The 18,484-nt window shown below is 34.4% G+C and carries 12 protein-coding genes and 5 pseudogenes; 7 read left to right on the top strand and 10 right to left on the bottom strand.

Features of this window, described 5'->3' with window-relative positions; translation table 11 throughout:
- Position 1 precedes the first annotated feature (1 nt).
- The 3 genes from argB (at position 2) to OPR50_RS04640 (ending at position 2,463) form a co-directional block, all read left to right on the top strand.
- Entirely contained in the window at positions 2-913 is a 912-nt protein-coding gene (gene argB, locus OPR50_RS04655) for an acetylglutamate kinase (protein ID WP_320110175.1), read from the top strand.
- A 392-nt stretch (positions 914-1,305) separates the two neighbouring features.
- The gene (dut, locus tag OPR50_RS04645) at positions 1,306-1,767 is read left to right on the top strand and encodes a dUTP diphosphatase (RefSeq protein WP_006279458.1); all 462 of its coding nucleotides are present in this window, start codon (positions 1,306-1,308) and stop codon (positions 1,765-1,767) included.
- Positions 1,768-1,845: 78 nt separating this feature from the next.
- A complete protein-coding gene (locus OPR50_RS04640; protein WP_231115830.1) occupies positions 1,846-2,463 on the top strand; it encodes a hypothetical protein in 618 nt (205 codons plus the stop codon).
- 229 nt (positions 2,464-2,692) lie between these two features.
- Here the strand turns inward: OPR50_RS04640 and OPR50_RS08830 are convergent.
- The 5 genes and pseudogenes from OPR50_RS08830 to yidC form a co-directional block, all read right to left on the bottom strand.
- Positions 2,693-3,618 (bottom strand): annotated as a pseudogene (locus tag OPR50_RS08830) (IS5 family transposase).
- A gap of 199 nt (positions 3,619-3,817) precedes the next feature.
- Positions 3,818-4,758 (bottom strand): annotated as a pseudogene (locus tag OPR50_RS08825) (IS5 family transposase).
- Positions 4,759-4,930: 172 nt separating this feature from the next.
- On the bottom strand, positions 4,931-5,413 hold the full coding sequence (gene nusB / locus OPR50_RS04610) for a transcription antitermination factor NusB (RefSeq protein WP_007549265.1): 483 nt from the start codon (positions 5,411-5,413) through the stop codon (positions 4,931-4,933).
- On the bottom strand, positions 5,413-5,841 hold the full coding sequence (locus OPR50_RS04605) for a 6,7-dimethyl-8-ribityllumazine synthase (RefSeq protein WP_006279647.1): 429 nt from the start codon (positions 5,839-5,841) through the stop codon (positions 5,413-5,415). Before OPR50_RS04605 ends, nusB begins: the two co-directional genes overlap by 1 nt.
- A complete protein-coding gene (gene yidC, locus OPR50_RS04600; RefSeq protein ID WP_265023856.1) occupies positions 5,819-7,528 on the bottom strand; it encodes a membrane protein insertase YidC in 1,710 nt (569 codons plus the stop codon). The genes OPR50_RS04605 and yidC overlap by 23 nt, the downstream gene beginning before the upstream one ends.
- Before the next feature lie 134 nt (positions 7,529-7,662).
- Between yidC and OPR50_RS04595 the strand changes: the two genes are divergently transcribed.
- Positions 7,663-8,178, top strand: a complete 516-nt coding sequence (locus tag OPR50_RS04595; RefSeq protein ID WP_006279648.1) for a TIGR02281 family clan AA aspartic protease — start codon at positions 7,663-7,665, stop codon at positions 8,176-8,178.
- Positions 8,179-8,184: 6 nt separating this feature from the next.
- On the opposite strand, the gene secF is transcribed toward OPR50_RS04595, so the two are convergent.
- Positions 8,185-9,060, bottom strand: a complete 876-nt coding sequence (gene secF, locus OPR50_RS04590) for a protein translocase subunit SecF (protein WP_264339180.1) — start codon at positions 9,058-9,060, stop codon at positions 8,185-8,187.
- A 200-nt stretch (positions 9,061-9,260) separates the two neighbouring features.
- Positions 9,261-10,052: a hypothetical protein gene (locus OPR50_RS04585; RefSeq protein WP_265023855.1), complete on the bottom strand. Its 792-nt coding sequence runs from the start codon at positions 10,050-10,052 to the stop codon at positions 9,261-9,263.
- A 150-nt stretch (positions 10,053-10,202) separates the two neighbouring features.
- Here OPR50_RS04585 and OPR50_RS04580 point away from each other — a divergent pair, with 150 nt between their 5' ends.
- The 3 genes and pseudogenes from OPR50_RS04580 to OPR50_RS04570 form a co-directional block, all read left to right on the top strand.
- Positions 10,203-11,669 (top strand): IS4 family transposase, encoded by a 1,467-nt coding sequence (locus tag OPR50_RS04580; RefSeq protein ID WP_265024323.1) that lies wholly within the window; start codon positions 10,203-10,205, stop codon positions 11,667-11,669.
- A gap of 335 nt (positions 11,670-12,004) precedes the next feature.
- Positions 12,005-13,330: an IS4 family transposase gene (locus tag OPR50_RS04575; RefSeq protein WP_264339118.1), complete on the top strand. Its 1,326-nt coding sequence runs from the start codon at positions 12,005-12,007 to the stop codon at positions 13,328-13,330.
- A gap of 79 nt (positions 13,331-13,409) precedes the next feature.
- Positions 13,410-13,667, top strand: a pseudogene (locus OPR50_RS04570) (IS256 family transposase); the annotation flags it as partial.
- Positions 13,668-13,721: 54 nt separating this feature from the next.
- On the opposite strand, the gene recJ reads toward OPR50_RS04570, so the two are convergent.
- From recJ to OPR50_RS04550, 3 genes and pseudogenes are all read right to left on the bottom strand, one after another.
- Positions 13,722-15,461: a single-stranded-DNA-specific exonuclease RecJ gene (recJ, locus tag OPR50_RS04565; RefSeq protein WP_264339147.1), complete on the bottom strand. Its 1,740-nt coding sequence runs from the start codon at positions 15,459-15,461 to the stop codon at positions 13,722-13,724.
- Between the two features lie 477 nt (positions 15,462-15,938).
- Positions 15,939-16,864 (bottom strand): annotated as a pseudogene (locus OPR50_RS08820) (IS5 family transposase).
- A 781-nt stretch (positions 16,865-17,645) separates the two neighbouring features.
- Positions 17,646-18,482: pseudogene (locus OPR50_RS04550) on the bottom strand (cbb3-type cytochrome c oxidase subunit I); the annotation flags it as partial.
- Positions 18,483-18,484 lie beyond the last annotated feature (2 nt).

Raw genomic sequence — 18,484 nt, 5'->3', positions numbered from 1 at the left:
AATGAAGAGTAGTGAATTCTTAAAGGTTGAGGTATCATTTGAACAAAAAGCAGAAATATTATTTGAAGTGCTATCTAATATACCTAGCTTTGTAGGCGAGACTTTTGTCATTAAATGCGGTGGTACAATAATCTTAGATGAAACACTATTTAACACTTTTGTGCATAATGTTGTCTTGTTGAAGCAGCTTGGTATAAATCCGGTAATAATTCATGACGGAGAATATGAAATTAACTCGGTGTTAAAAGTGCTGGGTATGGACAGTAAATTTGTGAATGGTATCAGACTTACAGACAGAGACACTATGAAAATCATTGAAATGGCACTGTGTGGCTCAGTTAATAAAAAAATTGTTCAGCATATAAATTCTGCTGGTGGTTCAGCTATTGGATTATGTGGAAAAGATGGTAACTTAATTAAAGCCGAAAAAATAACCGCTACGCTTAGAGAAGATAGATCAAATAATATCGAAAAGATATTAGACATGGGGTTCATCGGTAGACCCACTGAAATCAATCCTGATATATTATTTTTTATTGAAGAATCAGATTTTATACCAGTTATTGCACCAATTGGTCATGGAAAAGATGGGGAAACATATCATATTGATGCCGATAGCACTGCAAGCGCAATCGCAATCGCAGTTTCTGCATCTAAAATGATAATCTTGAGTGACACAGATGAAGAAATAGATAAAATTGGTGGCAGGAAGATATCTGTTAAAAATTTAAATGCATCGATTGATTGTGGGAAAATTAAAGGGGAAAAATTTATTGAAAGGCTTATGGCATACGTTAAAATGGCGGAGGAATGTGCTGGAGTTGTTCACATAGTTGATGGTAGAATACCTAACATTATGCTTGATTTATTTACTGAGAGTAATTCAAGCATATCGATTGTGAGTGATTTATAGCTATACTGCTTGCAACTACACGAATACCAAGAGGGTGTCATTCAAGTAGCTGACACTGGAATGACAGCAATCTACGTCATACCGCGATTCATTCGCGGTATCTCTAGATCCCGCTAACAAGTAGCTGGATGACGGTTGTCAGGGTGTCATCCCAGTGCCCAGACACTGGGATCCAGAAGACTTAATTTCAACCAAGTGGCTGCATAATAAGGACTAGATTCCAGACTGGAATGACATCATAGAGGCACTGGGATGACAAAAAAAGGAGCACTGAACTTGTCAAGGAATTTTATGGCCTAGCGTCACGCGCTGGAATGACATCATTTACATTTATCACTTTTGCAGATACAATTTACATGCTATAATTGAGTCTTCATAGATGGTAAATTGGAGTGCAAAGAAGTAAAATTAAAGTAGAAATAAAAAGATTATCACACGGAGAAGACTTGTCTCTTCCATGTTATGCAACTACGCAGAGTGCTGGCATGGATCTTTATGCTGCATTGAATGATTCTGCTGTTTTAAATCCACTTGAAAGATTACTTGTTCCAACTGGAATTGTGATTGCAATACCAAACGGTTTTGAGGGGCAAATCCGCCCACGTTCTGGTCTTGCTGCAAAACATGGAATCACTGTCTTAAATTCTCCGGGTACTATAGACTCTGATTATCGAGGTGAAGTTAAAATTTGTCTAATTAATCTAAGTAATCAGCCATACGAAATAAAAAGAGGAGATAGAATCGCACAAATCCTTATTTCTCCTGTATCTCAGGTAATTTGGGATGACAGAGAAGAATTCTGCGCAGAAGAAACCGGTCGCAATGCAGGGGGCTTTGGCTCAAGCGGCAGGTAGCTTACGAAAAAGCTTAACTATGACAGTTCTTTTATACACAATTTAAGCATATTAATATTTTATTAAATGAAGTCGTTTATGCTAACTTTCAAAAATCATTGTGGCCAGCTCCACAAAGCAAACACTGTATTTGTTGCATTTACTGCTATATACGTTATAGGTGGATTAGCAATACTTTCAACACCGCTTTGGAGGCCTTCAACTTGCAAGCTAGCAGCTTTTGCAGCTACACCACTTGGAATGGGCGTTTTAGCATTTGTTGCTGCTGCGCTGACTTATTTAGCAATATATGCTATCAGCAAAAATAACGAAATATCTGAGTTGAAAGCTCTGAAGGTTATTAAGGATGGGTTGCTAGTAACAAAAGACGCATTTAGGGAAATTGCAAGGAATAACCAAGTTAAAGATGAAGAAGGTAAGGTAGAAAAGGATAAATATTATATAGACTTCAGCTTAGAAGGCAAGAACTACCGTATTATTGTTGATATTAATCAGCTTACCAGTATACTAGGCAATACTTTACTCTTCAAGATAGGTTCACTAAAAGAGAAAAACGATGAAGGTAAGTTCGAGGCAGTAAATGAAACAAAGTGGAATAAAACATTAGGTTTAGACAAAGATGGTGCTAAAGAGGTTAACACTTATTTAGGCTCACCTATTGTTGAACAAGCTGCTAAAGGAAAAGTACCAGACTAGACAGCTAAGTATAAAAGAGGTAGATTAAGTCTGCCTCTTTGTTTTTTTGATTTTCAGTGTTACGCGCATAACTGCATGGATGTTGCGATTCTCAAGGCAACGTATCTGTTTAGATGCATGGCTAATGCTGAAACAAAAATTCCAGTGTTCCCTTTCTTGTCATCCAAGTAGCTGACACTGGGATGGCTTTGTTGCATCACACTTTATGAGATGGTGATTTATGGTAAATTCATGTAACTATCTCAAATTTAGCCATACCAATATCAGTGAATTTATTAAGCAAATAGCATTTAGTTCTTTTTCTCGATTTATCTCAGATTTATTCCTAAAACTAAATCCGAATATTTGCTTTAATCTTGAGAAAAACCCTTCAATATAAGATCTTTTCCCATAATTTACTTCTTTTTTCCATTCTTTCATGCCATCTTCACCGTATAATTTTATTAACCTAATAGCAGCATTCCTGTCAGACATATAATCTATTTCTGGATGTTCTGCCGCATTGTTTATTGGTGGAATTTTTGTCTTTATATCATATTCGTTACACAACTTATAAAACTTGTGCCTATCACATGCTCTATCTGCATATAGTGCTTTTATGGCATGCTGAAAATCAACTTCTTTTAGCAAATCACAAGCTCCATAGTGATCAGCCGTTACTGTATTTTACAGCTATGGCTTTTTTGTTGTTTATATTCAACATTACGTGCAATTTTCTCGTTTGCTCATAGCCACGATATTTTCTGTCAGTGCTATTTTCCTTGCTGTGTGTTGTTGTATATACTAATTCCTGTACTGTCTATAGCAATTTCGATATCTTCCATATTATTTTCTGCAATCATTTATCTTAATATTAAGTTTCTTAAACCTTCTTGATGCTTGTGAATAGCTGATAACTGCCAAATCTCTTCCTATTTGTTACAAATACCCTTTTATAAACCCGACTGTTTGTCTTAAACCAATTCTAAAGAAACTGACGATTATATGCACCAAAATCACAACTTTATCACTATAAATATAGTTGCCGCCCTGCATTTTTGGACAATTCTCGTACCAATTTTCTATGGCGTCATTGATATAACAAAAAATGCTTCCTCTTTCTTGGAGAAATTTGTTATATTCATGGCAGTTACTGACTCTCATTTTTTGTGGCATATTTTTTCTTCAACAGTTAAATGGCTATTTATAATGAATTTTGTCAGTAACTGCCAGTTCTTTTCACTTGAGCGATGCAACAAAGCCCACTGGGATCCAGCTTTTGATCGAAAATGTTGTATAGTGCACAATCAATTTTTCTGGATTCCAGTGGGCTTTGTTGCATCGCTCTTCGGATAGTAGGTAACGCACAATAAATTTATGAAGCTATCTCAAATTTAGCCATACCAATATCAGTGAACTTATTGAGCAAATAGCATTTAACAAGTAGTTCCTTCTCTCTATTTGTCTCAGATTTATTCCTAAAACTAAACCCGAATGTTTGTTTCAGTCGCGAGAAAAAACTTTCTATATAAGATCTTTTTCCGTAGTTTGTTTGCCTTTTCCACCTCTTCATTCCATCTTCGCTGCATGATTTTATTAGTCTAATTGCAGCATTTCTCTCAGCCATATAGTCTAACTTTGGATGCTCTGCTGCGTTGTTTTTCGGAGGAATTTTCGTTTTTATACCATATTGATTACACAGCTTATAGAGCTTTTCTCTGTCATATGCCCTATCTGCATATAGTACTTTTATGACATACTGAAAATCGACTTCTTTTAGCAAATCACAAGCTCCATAGTGATCAGCCGTTACTGTATTTTACAGCTATGGCTTTTTTGCTGTTTGTATTCAACATTACATGCAATTTTCTTGTCTGTTCATAGCTGCGATACTTTCTATCTTCGCTATTTTCTTTGCTATGACCAGGAGTGTTGTTGTATATACTAATTCCTGTACTGTCTATAGCAATTTCGATATCTTCCATATTATTTTCTGCAATCATTGATCTTAATATTGAGTTTCTTAAACCTTCTTGATGATTGTGAATAGCTGATAACTTGCAAATTTTTCCCAATTTGCTCAAGGTATCCTGCTATAAACCCAACTGTTTGCCTCAGGCCTATTCTAAATAAACAAGTTATTATGTGCACCAAAATTACAACTTTATCGCTATAAATATTGTTGCCAACTGGTATTTTTGGACCATTCTCGTACCACTTTTCTATGGCTTCGTTGATATAATGAAAAATATTTCCTCTTTTTTCTAGAAATTTGTTATATTCGCTATGGTTACTGACCCTCATTTTTTGTGGCATATTTTTTCTTTCAAGGTTAAATGGCTATTTTATAATGAATTTTGTCAGTAGCCACCAGATTTTTTCAGTTGCTATGCAACAAAGCCATTCCAGTGTCACGCACTGGGATCTGGTAGACAATGTTCATACAGCAGCTACTCGGATGACACCTTGTGCTTGCTGGCTATAATTGCTAAGGATTTTTATTTAATTTAACTGCATCTTTTGCCTTATCCAATAACCCATTAATAAAACCTATTTCGCTTGGTTTATCAAGTAAATCAGATGCAATGTTAGTATATTCATTAATGACAACTGGAACTGGCGTATCACAATTAGCTAACTCACATATTGCAACACGCAAAATAGATAAGCTTATAAGATTTAACCGTGAAAGGGACCAACTTGGGTGTAAATAAGACTCTATTATTTTATCATATTCTTCACTGCTTTTTATAACCTTATATAACAAGTTTTCTAAGAACTGATGTTCAAATTCTTCACATTCAAATATATCTTTCAACTTATTTATGTAGTCCTTAAGCTCACAATTTTCCAGTTTAAAAGTGCTTTTGTTGTAACCTACGAAAATATTTGAATAAGCAATTTGTACAGCAAGAAATCTTGCCGTGCTTCTTTTTATGCGCCACTTTTTATCTACTGGTTTTTCCTCCATTATTTTAATTTATTGTGTAAATCTATCATACGCAAAACAGTTGAGGCTGCATGGCCACCAACGTTCTTTTTGTTTTTATCAGCTCTAACTAGTGCTTTATCTTTGCTGTCAGCGGTAATTACACCCATACCAAGGGGTATTGCATAATGCATAACAACCTCATTTAAGCCTTCAATTACTCCTTTACAAACATATTGATAATGATCGGTTTCACCGCGAATTACGCACCCAAGAGCTAAATAACCATCATAATTAGTATGCCCACTCTTGACTGCAAAAAGAATTGTAGCTGGTATCTCAAATGTACCAGGAACCTCAACTACATCGTAACTGGCATTACTGCCTTTTAATTTATCAATTGCACCTTCAAGCAAAAGGTTCGCTATTTCAGTATAATAAATCGAATTAACTATTAGTATTCTCGACATTTACTACCACTTTTTTTGTTAAAAACAACTTTATTAATGACTGTTGAATTAGAGTTATAATATTACTAAATATCCAATATATTACCAGGCCGGCAGGAAAAGAAGAAAAAATAAAGACAGAAATGTAAGGTAAAAACTTCATAACATTTACTTGAATATCATCTTTACTGGTTTGATCTTTCTCACTTAGCTTCTGCTGAATTATCATGGTGGCACCGAAAATTATAGGTAAAATGCCTATAGAAATAGGAAAGTTATAATTAAACAACCCAAATAATGTAAAGATGTTCGTTGGGTCAGGAGCTGAAAGATCCTTAATCCATAAAAAAAAAGGAGCATGCCTCATCTCTATAGTAACAAATAATACTTTATATAGAGCAAAAAATACCGGTATTTGTATTAGCATGGGAAAAATGCTCGACATTGGATTTACGTTGTTTCTCTTAAACAATGCAATTGTCTCTTTATGCTGCTTTAAGCTGTCATTTTTATACAACTCTTTTATACGAGTTAATTCAGGCTGCAGGCTTTTTACCTTAAACATCGAAATATATGATCTATTAGATAAGGAAAGCATCAAAAGTTTGATTACTAAAGTCAGCAATAATATTGCTAAGCCAAAATTTTTTAAAGCGAAGTTAAAATATTCAAGCAGTAAAAACACTGGTTTAGTTATAAAGTAAAGAACACCAAAATCTACAGCTTTATCAAACAGGGGTATATTGAGAGTGTCCTTATAAGAATCCAGTAAATTCAACTTTTTTGCTCCAGCAAAAAAATAATTCACATTAGAAACGCTTGCACCAGGAAGTATGCTCTTGTAAGGTTTGACAAAATCTACTTGGAATTTATCAGTATTATTAACGTTTGTGTGTTTAATGCTTACATTTATTTTATCAGATTTTTCAGGTATGATGGCTGTGAGCCAGTATTTATCAGCAAAACCAAACCAATTTTTTTCACTCGTGCTTGCTTTTATTAAATGTTTTTTGGAAATATCCTTATATGTCCACTCCTCTAGTTTATTATCAAATGCACCCAGTACTCCTTCATGGGATATCCAATAAGATTCGTTGATATTGTCACGTTTACGGTTAATTTTACCATAAGGAACCAAAACTACATTATCCTTTGTATTATTTTCAACAACTTGCTCAACTTTAAACATGTAATTATCGTCGAGGTTAATTTTCATTCTAAATAAAATGCCATTCTCATTGTCCCAAGATAAATTGACCTCTTTTTGATTAAGTTTATCTGCTCGCCAGACTGCTTTAGAATCTGGAACTTTAATCTTGTTACTCGGATCGAGCCACCCAAATTCTGCAAAATATACATCTTTTGATTCTGCAGGTGACAGTAACACCACTTGTGGAGAAGAAGAACTCGGTTCTAAGTGGTAATTAGTTAAAATTAAGTCATCAAACCTTGCACCTTTCAGAGAAATTGATCCTTTAATCATGTTATTGGTTAAACTAACCCTCTGTTCTCGAGTAGAATTAATAATTTCAGAACGATTTTGGTGTATTATAGGAGCAAGGTCGTTAAAAGATTCGATATGTTCAATATTTTCAATCAATGGCTGATTTTGGTTTGTACTAAAAAAATTACCATAAATAATACGCCAAGACACCATGATTAACATGGAAAGGATAGCTGCCAAAATTAAACTTTTTGCTTCTGACATGAAATTAAATCAAACATATCTTCTTAAAGTGTATACTAAATATTGTACTAAAACAATGAAATTTACTTATTTTTAATAATAACTTTTAACGCTGATCTTTAAAATTTATTTTAATAGCTTCAAATTTTAACAATATGAACGCGGTGAAAAATCTAGTTATTTGGTTGCTAATAATAGCCACTACTGCAATGCTTATTGATTCACAAAGGGACAAACTAAGCGACAGATTTCTCAGTACTTTTTTACCATATAAAGGAAGAATTCAAAATAGCGGTCAGAATAGTGGAAGTATTGAATTTACGAAGTCATATGATGGACACTTTTATATTCAGGCTCAAGTCAATGATCGCAATATAACGTTTTTGCTTGATACTGGAGCAACCGATATTGTTCTATCACAAAAAGACGCATTACATGTTGGTATTAACTTACAAAATGTTCAGGATTTTAAAATATATGAAACTGCGAAAGGTCAAATAAAAGCTGGAGTGGTTCAAATACCTCAAGTTAAAATAGGAAATTTTTTGATTAATGATGTACAGGCAAGCGTTAACACTCATTCTATGTCTCATTCACTACTTGGAATGAGCTTTTTAAGGTATTTTCATTTCACTATAAGAGATAATAAGTTGATATTATACCGCGACTAAACACTTCTACAATCTACTTATCAAAGCTCTGTAGGTCAATATAGGAGCAGAAATAAATATTGCAGAACAAGTGCCAATCAAAATACCAAAAAAAATGATCAAGCTGAAGTCTCTCACTGCATCTGTGCAGATTAATACCAAAGGAAGAGCAGCAAGAAGGGTTGTACCAGAAGTTAATATAGTGCGAAATAATGTAGCGTTGATACTTGCATCTACTACCTCACTCATCCGCCCACTTTTACCACTCCTGCGATACTCTCGAATCCGATCATATATAATTACTGAGTTATTGATTGAATAACCAATGACAGTGAGGAGAGCTGCAACTGATGAAATATTAAACTCAATGCCAGTTAGGCTAATAAAACCAACAGTTAAAATCACGTCATGAATCAGTGCTGTTATTCCACTGAATCCACATTGCCAATTAAATCTAAACCAAACGTAAAAAAATATTCCAACAATCGCGATCAACATGGATAACATTCCTTCAAATATTTGTGTTGAGCTTATTTGTGGGCCAACATAGTCTATTTTACGATAGCTTATTGAGCTACCTAGCTTTTCTTCTAGTATGCTTTTTATCTTTTTGATTTTATCTTCATCTCCTTCATCTTTAAAACGCATGACTAAATTATCACCCGCTTTTGAACTCTGCACTGTAAAACCATTTTCTTTTAATGCATCGAGAATAGAGTGATTCTCATCTGAAGATTTTATCTCTATCAAAATTCCGCCTGCAAAGTCTATGCCTAAGTTCACTCCACGCAGTACAACAATGAGCATTGAAAAGATGATAAGAATAATGCTAACGAGTGCTGTCAAATTTCTATATTTACTAAACTTGATATTGAGGTTATCTGGAATGAGTCTAAGTGCCATGCTATTTACTTAAACTTGAATTTTATATACTTTTCAAAAAATTCACTAGTTTATTCTGTGATTGTTTGATTATGTCAATTTTTCCATCAGTTAATTCTTGTCTGTCAATTAAGTTCTATCTAGCTTGCATACTACCATTTTGAAGTACATTACAAAAGCGAAATACTGCCAATTTGGCCCATCATTTTATCTCTGCAAGCTTATCCCCCCCTTGCTATGTTAGCAACGCAACCTAAGCTAGGTTCCTTCATAGCAGTGTTAGGTACACTGCCATATCTTTCAAAACTTTCATGCTCTATAGCTTCCTCAACACTTTTTCCTCCTAAAAGACAGTTTTCCCCTAAACTTTTTCCCCTATTTTTTAACTCATTAAGCCTTGCTCTGTTTTCCCCATCAATCTCCACTTTTATTTTATTGCTGCCTTTCTCACTAGGACTTAGATAAATACTTATCTCTCCTACCTCAGTAGTAAAAGACATTTCAATACCACCTTTTGAGACATCCATGTAATTTCTTTTTCCCCCTATTTCTTCTACATTTTCAACTCTTACTATACTTTCTCCAATTTTGAGTATGCCAACTCTTAAATTTAAGTCTTTGGCTTTTTCATTGTTTAGGATTTCTGCAACTTCAACAATACTATCTTGCGAATATTCTATACAAAAATATCCATTATCCTTGTCTACTCCTAATACATTTTGAGTCTGCTTGCTTTTGTTTACAATACTTTCATATGCTAAATTATTAAGTCCTAAAATATTTTTATTCCTTTGACTTAAAATCTCTTTTTCTCTGTAAATACAATTTACATAATCATCGTACCTTTCTTTAGTAAATTTATTTAAAGTTGCACCCTCCGATATTACTTGTAATATCTTTTTCTCCTCTAGAAGTCTAGAATTCTCAGTAGAATCGACCCAATATAGTTCTTGTGTTGTATTAATTATACAGTCTACAAAGGACTCGCCGTCTCTATATGGAAAAGTGAACATAATTCTTTGTTCCAGTGCTTGGCTTATAACTTCATCAAGTCTCCCTTTCAACCTTACTATTACCCATAAGTATATAAATAGTAAAAAAGCTGATATTTTACTAATTCAACTTTCTATTATAAATGGATCTATGGTCTAAAAATGGAATATATGATGAAAAGAACTATAAATACTTCAACTGGCGAATGGGCAGAAAGTGAATTTGGAATTGTTAATTTTGGTGATATAAGATTAAGTAAAAGGCTTCTAAAAATAGTTAATAGTTTTGCTGAATCGCCTGAGCGTTCAATAAATCAAGCTTGTGAAGATTGGCATCAAAGTAAAGCAGCTTATAGATTTTTCCAAAACGATGCCATTTCTGAGAGAAAGATATTAGAAAGTCATATAATTAAAACTGTTGAAAGAGCTAAAGAATACTCAACTATCTTAGCTATCCAAGACACGAGTTATATCTCATATAAAAATCATAAAAAGACCGAAGGATTAGGGATTATAGCAGCAAGATTAACATCTAAAACAACTAATTTTAAAACACATGGATTAGTGATGCATACAACGTTTGCAGTTACAACAGAAGGACTGCCTATAGGATTATTGGATCAAAAAATTAGTACTAGACCCTCCTTAGCTGAAGACCTAAAAGAGTTGAAAAGAAGAAGCCATAATACTGCTGTTCCCATAGAAGAGAAAGAAAGCATACGGTGGATAGAATCACTTAAATATTCTACTAATCATCCTGGATTAAAGGATATCAAGGTAGTTACCGTCTGTGACAGAGAAGCAGATATGTATGATTTATTTGAAGTTGCTTCCACTAATCAATCTCTTTTTGTAGTAAGAGGAAATCAAAACAGAACAATAAATAAGAAGTCGACTTATTCTGAAAAAGGTGGTGAAAGGTTGTGGGATCTGATGAATCGCATGTCTTGTCAAGGAGAAATACAAGTGAATATTCCTGCTCGCAATGATAAACCTCAAAGAACAACAGTTTTAGAAGTAAAGTTTAGCAACTTTGTGATGAATGCATCAAAAAATAACGCTAGACGTAAAACCCAAAAACTTCCTAATTTAAGTTTAAATGCTGTCTATGCTATAGAAAAATACTCCCCATTTGGCGAAGAGCCTGTGAACTGGATTTTGTTGACAAATATAAATATTAATAATTTTGAAGAAGCAGTAGAAAAAATACAATGGTATTGCTTAAGATGGAGAATAGAGGTTTTTCATAAAATTTTGAAATCTGGTCTTAAAGTTGAAGAATGTAGGCTCCAAGCAGCAGATAGATTAATCCGCTTTCTTACAATAATGAGTATAATTGCATGGAGAATATTTTTTATCACACTAGTAGCTAGAACAAATCCAAATCTTTCTTGCACTTTCATACTGACTGACGACGAATGGAAGGTTTTATATACCAAAATGCTTAAGACAAAAAACTATCCTGAGACACCACCACCTATAAGAGAAATTGTGAGGTGGGTGGCCAAGTTAGGAGGGTTTTTAGCTCGCAAAAATGACTTAGAACCAGGCCCTATAGCTTTGTGGAAGGGATGGAAACGTCTCTTTGATTTAGCAGAAGGATGGAAACTTGCTCATGAATTTTATACTTGTGGGTAATAGTAAGCCTTTCAACTCCTCAATATCATCTTCACATAGACCAACTTCATGTGAACTACTAAGGATTTTGTCCATTTCTTGCCAAATATTTTCATACTTCTCCCTTTCTGCTTTATTCAGTTCTATTTGGGCTAAAAAAAAAGAATCTTTTTTTCTTATTATGTTTGTGTTTTCATCATGAAAACTTAGATGACTGTAGCGTTCACCACAATCTGTATCATAATGACCAACATTATCATCACCACCATACGCGTCAAGTTAAGGAAATAAAGGTATGAAAGAGATAGAATAATAAGGTATAAGTTCTCCCAGATATACTTTTAGTGAGAGAACCAATGAATAAAATAACTTGCTTATCAAAAAAGCTCAAAGAATTTTTTAATGAAAAAGCAGAGAAAATCTCAATTACAACAAGGTTTATAAAAAGAAAGAGAAAGCTAAAAGGTTCATCATTCGTAAAAGCCATGGTCTTGGGTAATATAGGAGTTGATAATTGTAGCGTAGAAACAATGTGTCAATTACTAAACGAGGACTCGATAGATATAACAAAACAAGGTTTGGATTTTAGATTTACTGAAGAAGCAGTGGAATTTATGAAAAGGATGTATAATGAATCTGTGATTCTCTTTAAAAATATCTTGCAAGTTGATTGCAAAATCTTACAGCAATTTAATAGTGTTAAATTATTGGACAGTAGCTATATTACTCTACCTAACAGTATGGAAGAGATGTATAAAGGTTATGGTACTAGCTACAGTGGCTATGAAAGCAATACTAAGTCTGGAATAAAGTTACAATTAGTTTTCGACTACATGAATCAGATAATAGACCAACTTAATTTAACGGAGGGGGTAAGATCAGACCAGGGATATAGGAAACATTTAAGTAATATATTAAGCAATGATTTGCTAATATCTGATCTCGGTTATTTTGTGCCAAGTTCTTTTAAACAAATCAATGAAATAGGAGCTTATTTCATAAGTCGTTATAAATCCGATACCAACATATATGATGTAGAAACAAATCAAAAAATGGAGTTATTAGAATGTTTAGAGGATAAGTTATTTTTAGAAAACGAGGTATTGTTAGGAAAAGAAGCAAAAATTAGAGTAAGAATTATATGTCAGAAACTAACTGAAGAACAGTCTATGGCCAGAAGAAGGAAAGCTAATAGATTAGCAAGATCGCAGGGATATACATCCTCTAAAAGAAATCAAAAATTGTTGAACTGGTCAATATTTATAACTAATGTTCCAGAAAATAAAATTAGTGCTGAGCAAGTATTAACGATTTACAGAGTAAGGTGGCAAATTGAGTTATTATTTAAATTGTATAAAAGCCATATCAGGCTTGATAAGCTAAAAGGAAAGCCATGCAGAGTATTATGTGAACTATATGCTAAATTGTGCGCAATTCTTATATTTCACGGCATAGTTGGTTGCACAGAAGTGAAAAAGAATACAGAACTTAGCTTAACAAAGGCATTTATTGAGCTAAAAAGGCGGGTTAGAGAGTTATTTTTAGTATTAACCAAAATTAATAGTTTAAAAGCATTTCTTAAAAAACTCACTATAACTTGGTCGCGATTTTCATTAAAAGACAAACGTAGAAGGGCTAGAGTATCCACTTTAACCTCTCTAAATTTGCTCACAATCTCTTAACTTGACGCGTATGGTTCAAAAAAGTGTGTCAAACCGAAAAAAAAGTAATAAATTGATATAAAAAAATGGAGGTTTGACAATGAGTCAGAAAGTAGTAAACAGAACTACCGGTTTGGTAGATTACAAAGAACTGGAAGCAAATATACTGTCATCAATAAGGGAAGGCAGACCATTAACAGGAAGGGATGGAGCATTTACACCACTTATAAAAAAGCTGCTGGAGGCAAGTTTGGAAGGTGAAATAGAAAATCACTTATTAGCTGAAAGTGAAGAGAATAATCGAAGAAATGGGAGAAATGGAAAGACTTTACGGACAAGTGCACACTCACTTCTTCTTGATTTTTTGGTTTATCTTGTCTACCTATTTTGCCACTCTGCTGAACAGATACACTCAACTAATGGTCAATACATCTTCTATTAAAAATTGTACAAATTCATTGCCATTCCAGTAATTCATAGAGATTTTACCCAAAATAGCTTTAACATTACCCTGCATGATAGCAGAGCCAAGATGAGTATTTGCAGAACGAAATGCAATAGCTCTTACCATAACATTATCATCAGCAATAAAACATTTTATATGGTCAACTCCTATAACTTCAGGCTTTCTTATCTTTGCTCCTTGGATAATAAACCTTGGTTCAGGATTTCCCACTCCAAATGGTCCCAAGCGTTGCAATTGATTCCATAAAGACAAATTTATTGCTTTAGCAGTTACTATACTATCAGCTTTTAAAGTTTTCTCATTTATAGAGTTTGAAAATCTTTCAGTAAAAAAATCATGCAAATCATTTATTTTGTCTTCTTTAATTGAAAATCCTGCCGCCATACTATGGCCACCACCTTCAATAATCAAATTTATAAACTTTGCGGAAAGGACTGCAGCACCGATATCAACTCCCAAAATTGATCTACAGCTTGCTTTTCCTATTCCATTATTTAAAGATATCACTACTGTTGGCAAGTGAAACTGCTCCTTTAGCCTTGATGCAATTATACCAATTATTCCCTGGTGCCAATTGCCACTTATCATTATAAAATTCGCACCTGATTGGGCAGACTTTTCCGCTTGTGCTGTAGCTTCCAAGAGAGCCTCATTTTCTAACACTTTTCTTGCATTATTCAAATCTATTAATTTTAGCGCGATTGAATGTGCCTCTTCATCATCATCGGTGGAAAGCAACCTTGCACCAAGCGATGCTTCTCCAATTCTTCCTCCAGCATTTATGCATGGCCCAATACTAAACCCTAATCGAGAAACACTTGGTTTTTCAAGGATTCCCAAAGCATCAAATAAAACACGCAAGCCAACGTTTTTTCTTGTTGACATAACTTTTAATCCTTGTGAGACAAGTGCTCTATTGAGGCCTGTGATCTGCATAACATCACAGACAGTTCCCAGGGTAACCAAATCCAACAGATCAAATAAATCTGGTTCTTTTTTGTTGGTAAAAAATCCTTGCTCACGTAGGCTTTTATTAAGAGCAACAATTAGCAGAAATGACACTCCAACTGCTGCTAGGTTATTATAAGGAGAGCTCTCATCAAGGCGGTTTGGATTCACAACTGCTACGGCGCTTGGTAATTTTTCCGTACCAAGGTGATGGTCAACAACTATAATATCAAGACCAAAAGCCTTTGCATCTTCTATTGGTTGATATGCAAGCGTACCACAATCAACGGAAATACATAAATCAATTCCATTCTTTTTAAGTTGTAATAAAGCATCTGTGTTTAATCCATAACCCTCATCAACACGATCTGGAATGTAGATTATAGAGTGTATATCGATTGCTCTCAGGTACCTGTTAATCAATGCTGACGACGTTGCACCATCAACATCATAGTCACCAAATATTGCAAGGTTTTCATCATTTTTTATTGCCCGTATTATACGAGAAACAGCTTTATCCATATCAAGAAGGTGAAAGGGATCTGGTAATAGCGATCTGATTAGTGGATATAAGAAGTCGCTTGCATTTTCTATGTTAACACCACGAGTAACCAATATTCTTGCTAATATTTCTGGTAACTCAAATCTCTGTGTAAGAGTTAAGATTTGCCTTTGATCTGCTTCTTGCAACTTCCACAATGCATTTGTTATGCTGCGCTTTTCAATTTCAAGTAGCATATTCTTTCTTTGTAAATAAAACTACTTTACCAGAATTTTTAAGCTTGTTCTATAATTGTATTAGACTTCTGCATAACCTAAACTAAGTAGAAAAAAGGTATCATCTAAGTAGCTGACACTGGTCTCCATCCAAGAGGGCAGTAGCCCCTTCGGTGTCATTCCAGCGCGTGACCAGGTCTTTTTAGCTATCATAGGATGACAGAAGCAGACACTCCACTTTGTCGTTCCAGTGCCTCCTTTTTTTGTCATTCCAGTGCCTTGACTATTTGGATCCAGGAAAAAGAATGGTGTCATCCCAGTGCCCCTATGATGTCATCCAAGTAGCCTCCCTCTCCTGTCATCCCAGTGCCCCTATGATGTCATCCAAGTAGCCTCCCTCTCCTGTCATCCCAGTGCTCCTTTTTTTGTCATCCGAGTAGCTGACACTGGGATGGCTTTGTTGCATCACACTTTATGAGATGGTGATTTATGGTAAATTCATGTAACTATCTCAAATTTAGCCATACCAATATCAGTGAATTTATTAAGCAAATAGCATTTAGTTCTTTTTCTCGATTTATCTCAGATTTATTCCTAAAACTAAATCCGAATATTTGCTTTAATCTTGAGAAAAACCCTTCAATATAAGATCTTTTCCCATAATTTACTTCTTTTTTCCATTCTTTCATGCCATCTTCACCGTATAATTTTATTAACCTAATAGCAGCATTCCTGTCAGACATATAATCTATTTCTGGATGTTCTGCCGCATTGTTTATTGGTGGAATTTTTGTCTTTATATCATATTCGTTACACAACTTATAAAACTTGTGCCTATCACATGCTCTATCTGCATATAGTGCTTTTATGGCATGCTGAAAATCAACTTCTTTTAGCAAATCACAAGCTCCATAGTGATCAGCCGTTACTGTATTTTACAGCTATGGCTTTTTTGTTGTTTATATTCAACATTACGTGCAATTTTCTCGTTTGCTCATAGCCACGATATTTTCTGTCAGTGCTATTTTCCTTGCTGTGTGTTGTTGTATATACTAATTCCTGTACTGTCTATAGCAATTTCGATATCTTCCATATTATTTTCTGCAATCATTTATCTTAATATTAAGTTTCTTAAACCTTCTTGATGCTTGTGAATAGCTGATAACTGCCAAATCTCTTCCTATTTGTTACAAATACCCTTTTATAAACCCGACTGTTTGTCTTAAACCAATTCTAAAGAAACTGACGATTATATGCACCAAAATCACAACTTTATCACTATAAATATAGTTGCCGCCCTGCATTTTTGGACAATTCTCGTACCAATTTTCTATGGCGTCATTGATATAACAAAAAATGCTTCCTCTTTCTTGGAGAAATTTGTTATATTCATGGCAGTTACTGACTCTCATTTTTTGTGGCATATTTTTTCTTCAACAGTTAAATGGCTATTTATAATGAATTTTGTCAGTAACTGCCAGTTCTTTTCACTTGAGCGATGCAACAAAGCCCACTGGGATCCAGGAATTTTATTAAGTTGGTAAGCATAAAAGTGTTATGTAAAATACAACGTTCTTGATGGGATTGCGTGAAATGCTGGATCCCAGTGTCTGGGCACTGGGATGACAAAGGAGGACAGTGTCAGCTACTCGGATGACAAAAAAAGGAGCACTGGAATGACAGCAGTCCTACATCATACCGCCGCGGTATCTCATCAGCTAACAAGCAGCGGGATGACGGTTGTCGTTTAGCTATAAACATTAAGAAATTTACTAAACAAAAAAAAAGGCAAAAGAAACCCTAGTCATTGTCTATTTTCAGTATTTGGCGTTTTTTAAGTCTTAAACGCTGCAATTTAGCTGCTTTTAAGTGCAACTAACTTTAGCTAAAATATTTAAGAAATTTACTAAGCAGAAAAAAAGGCAAAAGAAACCCCGTGGTAATTAGTGTTCACTCTCTAATCCTGCAAATTGGCGTACTATACTGTCTTAAACGACTTATAAGCGCGTTTCAGCTTTTATAGGTAAAAACCTAAAAATGTTGTGAAGACATAAGGTGCACATAGTGCAAAAAATTAAAAATAAGACGCCAACTACGTTGTTTTCTTGCTGTTTAATCTGCACAGATGAAGATAACTGAATACCTTCAGTATCATGATAAGGGCGCTGGCGGAGTTTGTCAAGGAAGTTTTTTCGTTTCTATGGGTCAGTTGGTACGCGCTTTGCCTTTTAACAGATGTAAAAGCACAATTATTACGAACAACATTCCACCAACAACTGATATAGCGCCACCTATAATGAAGCACGTGCGTGCTAACATTGACGAAATGCTTGGCAGATCTGCAACCTTCCTTAAAGCACCATATCCACCAAGCCACACAAGGCCAGTAATATGGAGAAAATGCCCTACACTGTAGGCATAAATCTGTAATCTTACCATGGAGTTTTTTACCTCTTTAAAGTTTAATTTGGGTAACAGCCAATAAATGAAATTCATAAAAGCTATAGTGATCCCAACTACAGAACCGTGATAATGAGCAGGAATCGTGACATTACCTTCAATAGTCAACACTCCGAGCACATCTCCATAAGTGAACAACAAAAATGAATGTAATAAATAGTTGCTTTTATCATTAATAAAAGTTCTGATGTTGTAGCACACTAATATTATCAAAAAGCACGGCAAAACTGCTCCAGCAATCCTCATATGCCAAGTAAAAAACTGTATTAACTTGGCACTATCAACTGGATAAACAAAATATACAAACGGTGCGCCTACAGCTAAAATCGTGTTTATAAATAGTGGTAAAATAGTAATTTTATTGCTTGAAGCTAGACTAATATCATTGGAACTTAGCATTATTAAATAGACTAAAAACATTCCTTGAGTAAAAGCAAACTGCAATAAATGTCCGCCTCCCCAAAAGAGATATTCGTAAAATAAATTATTATCTGAGTGATATAGACCTGGAGGCATATTATTATATGCTAAAACAAAGCAAAGAAATGACGATACAAGTATAATAACTAGCCCAATTTGCCCAC

The organism is Wolbachia endosymbiont (group A) of Epagoge grotiana, assembly GCF_947251775.1.
Lineage (GTDB): Bacteria > Pseudomonadota > Alphaproteobacteria > Rickettsiales > Anaplasmataceae > Wolbachia > Wolbachia pipientis.
This window is presented reverse-complemented; position numbering and strand designations above follow the sequence as displayed.

Coding starts and splice junctions, on each gene's coding strand:
- nusB (WP_007549265.1), bottom strand. CDS start 5,413: ATGGAGGAAAAACCAGTAGATAAAAAGTGGCGCATAAAAAGAAGCACG.
- OPR50_RS04575 (WP_264339118.1), top strand. CDS start 12,005: ATGAATAAAATAACTTGCTTATCAAAAAAGCTCAAAGAATTTTTTAAT.
- argB (WP_320110175.1), top strand. CDS start 2: ATGAAGAGTAGTGAATTCTTAAAGGTTGAGGTATCATTTGAACAAAAA.
- yidC (WP_265023856.1), bottom strand. CDS start 7,528: ATGTCAGAAGCAAAAAGTTTAATTTTGGCAGCTATCCTTTCCATGTTA.
- OPR50_RS04640 (WP_231115830.1), top strand. CDS start 1,846: ATGCTAACTTTCAAAAATCATTGTGGCCAGCTCCACAAAGCAAACACT.
- recJ (WP_264339147.1), bottom strand. CDS start 15,461: ATGCTACTTGAAATTGAAAAGCGCAGCATAACAAATGCATTGTGGAAG.
- OPR50_RS04585 (WP_265023855.1), bottom strand. CDS start 10,052: ATGTTCACTTTTCCATATAGAGACGGCGAGTCCTTTGTAGACTGTATA.
- secF (WP_264339180.1), bottom strand. CDS start 9,060: ATGGCACTTAGACTCATTCCAGATAACCTCAATATCAAGTTTAGTAAA.
- OPR50_RS04605 (WP_006279647.1), bottom strand. CDS start 5,841: ATGTCGAGAATACTAATAGTTAATTCGATTTATTATACTGAAATAGCG.
- OPR50_RS04595 (WP_006279648.1), top strand. CDS start 7,663: ATGAACGCGGTGAAAAATCTAGTTATTTGGTTGCTAATAATAGCCACT.
- OPR50_RS04580 (WP_265024323.1), top strand. CDS start 10,203: ATGATGAAAAGAACTATAAATACTTCAACTGGCGAATGGGCAGAAAGT.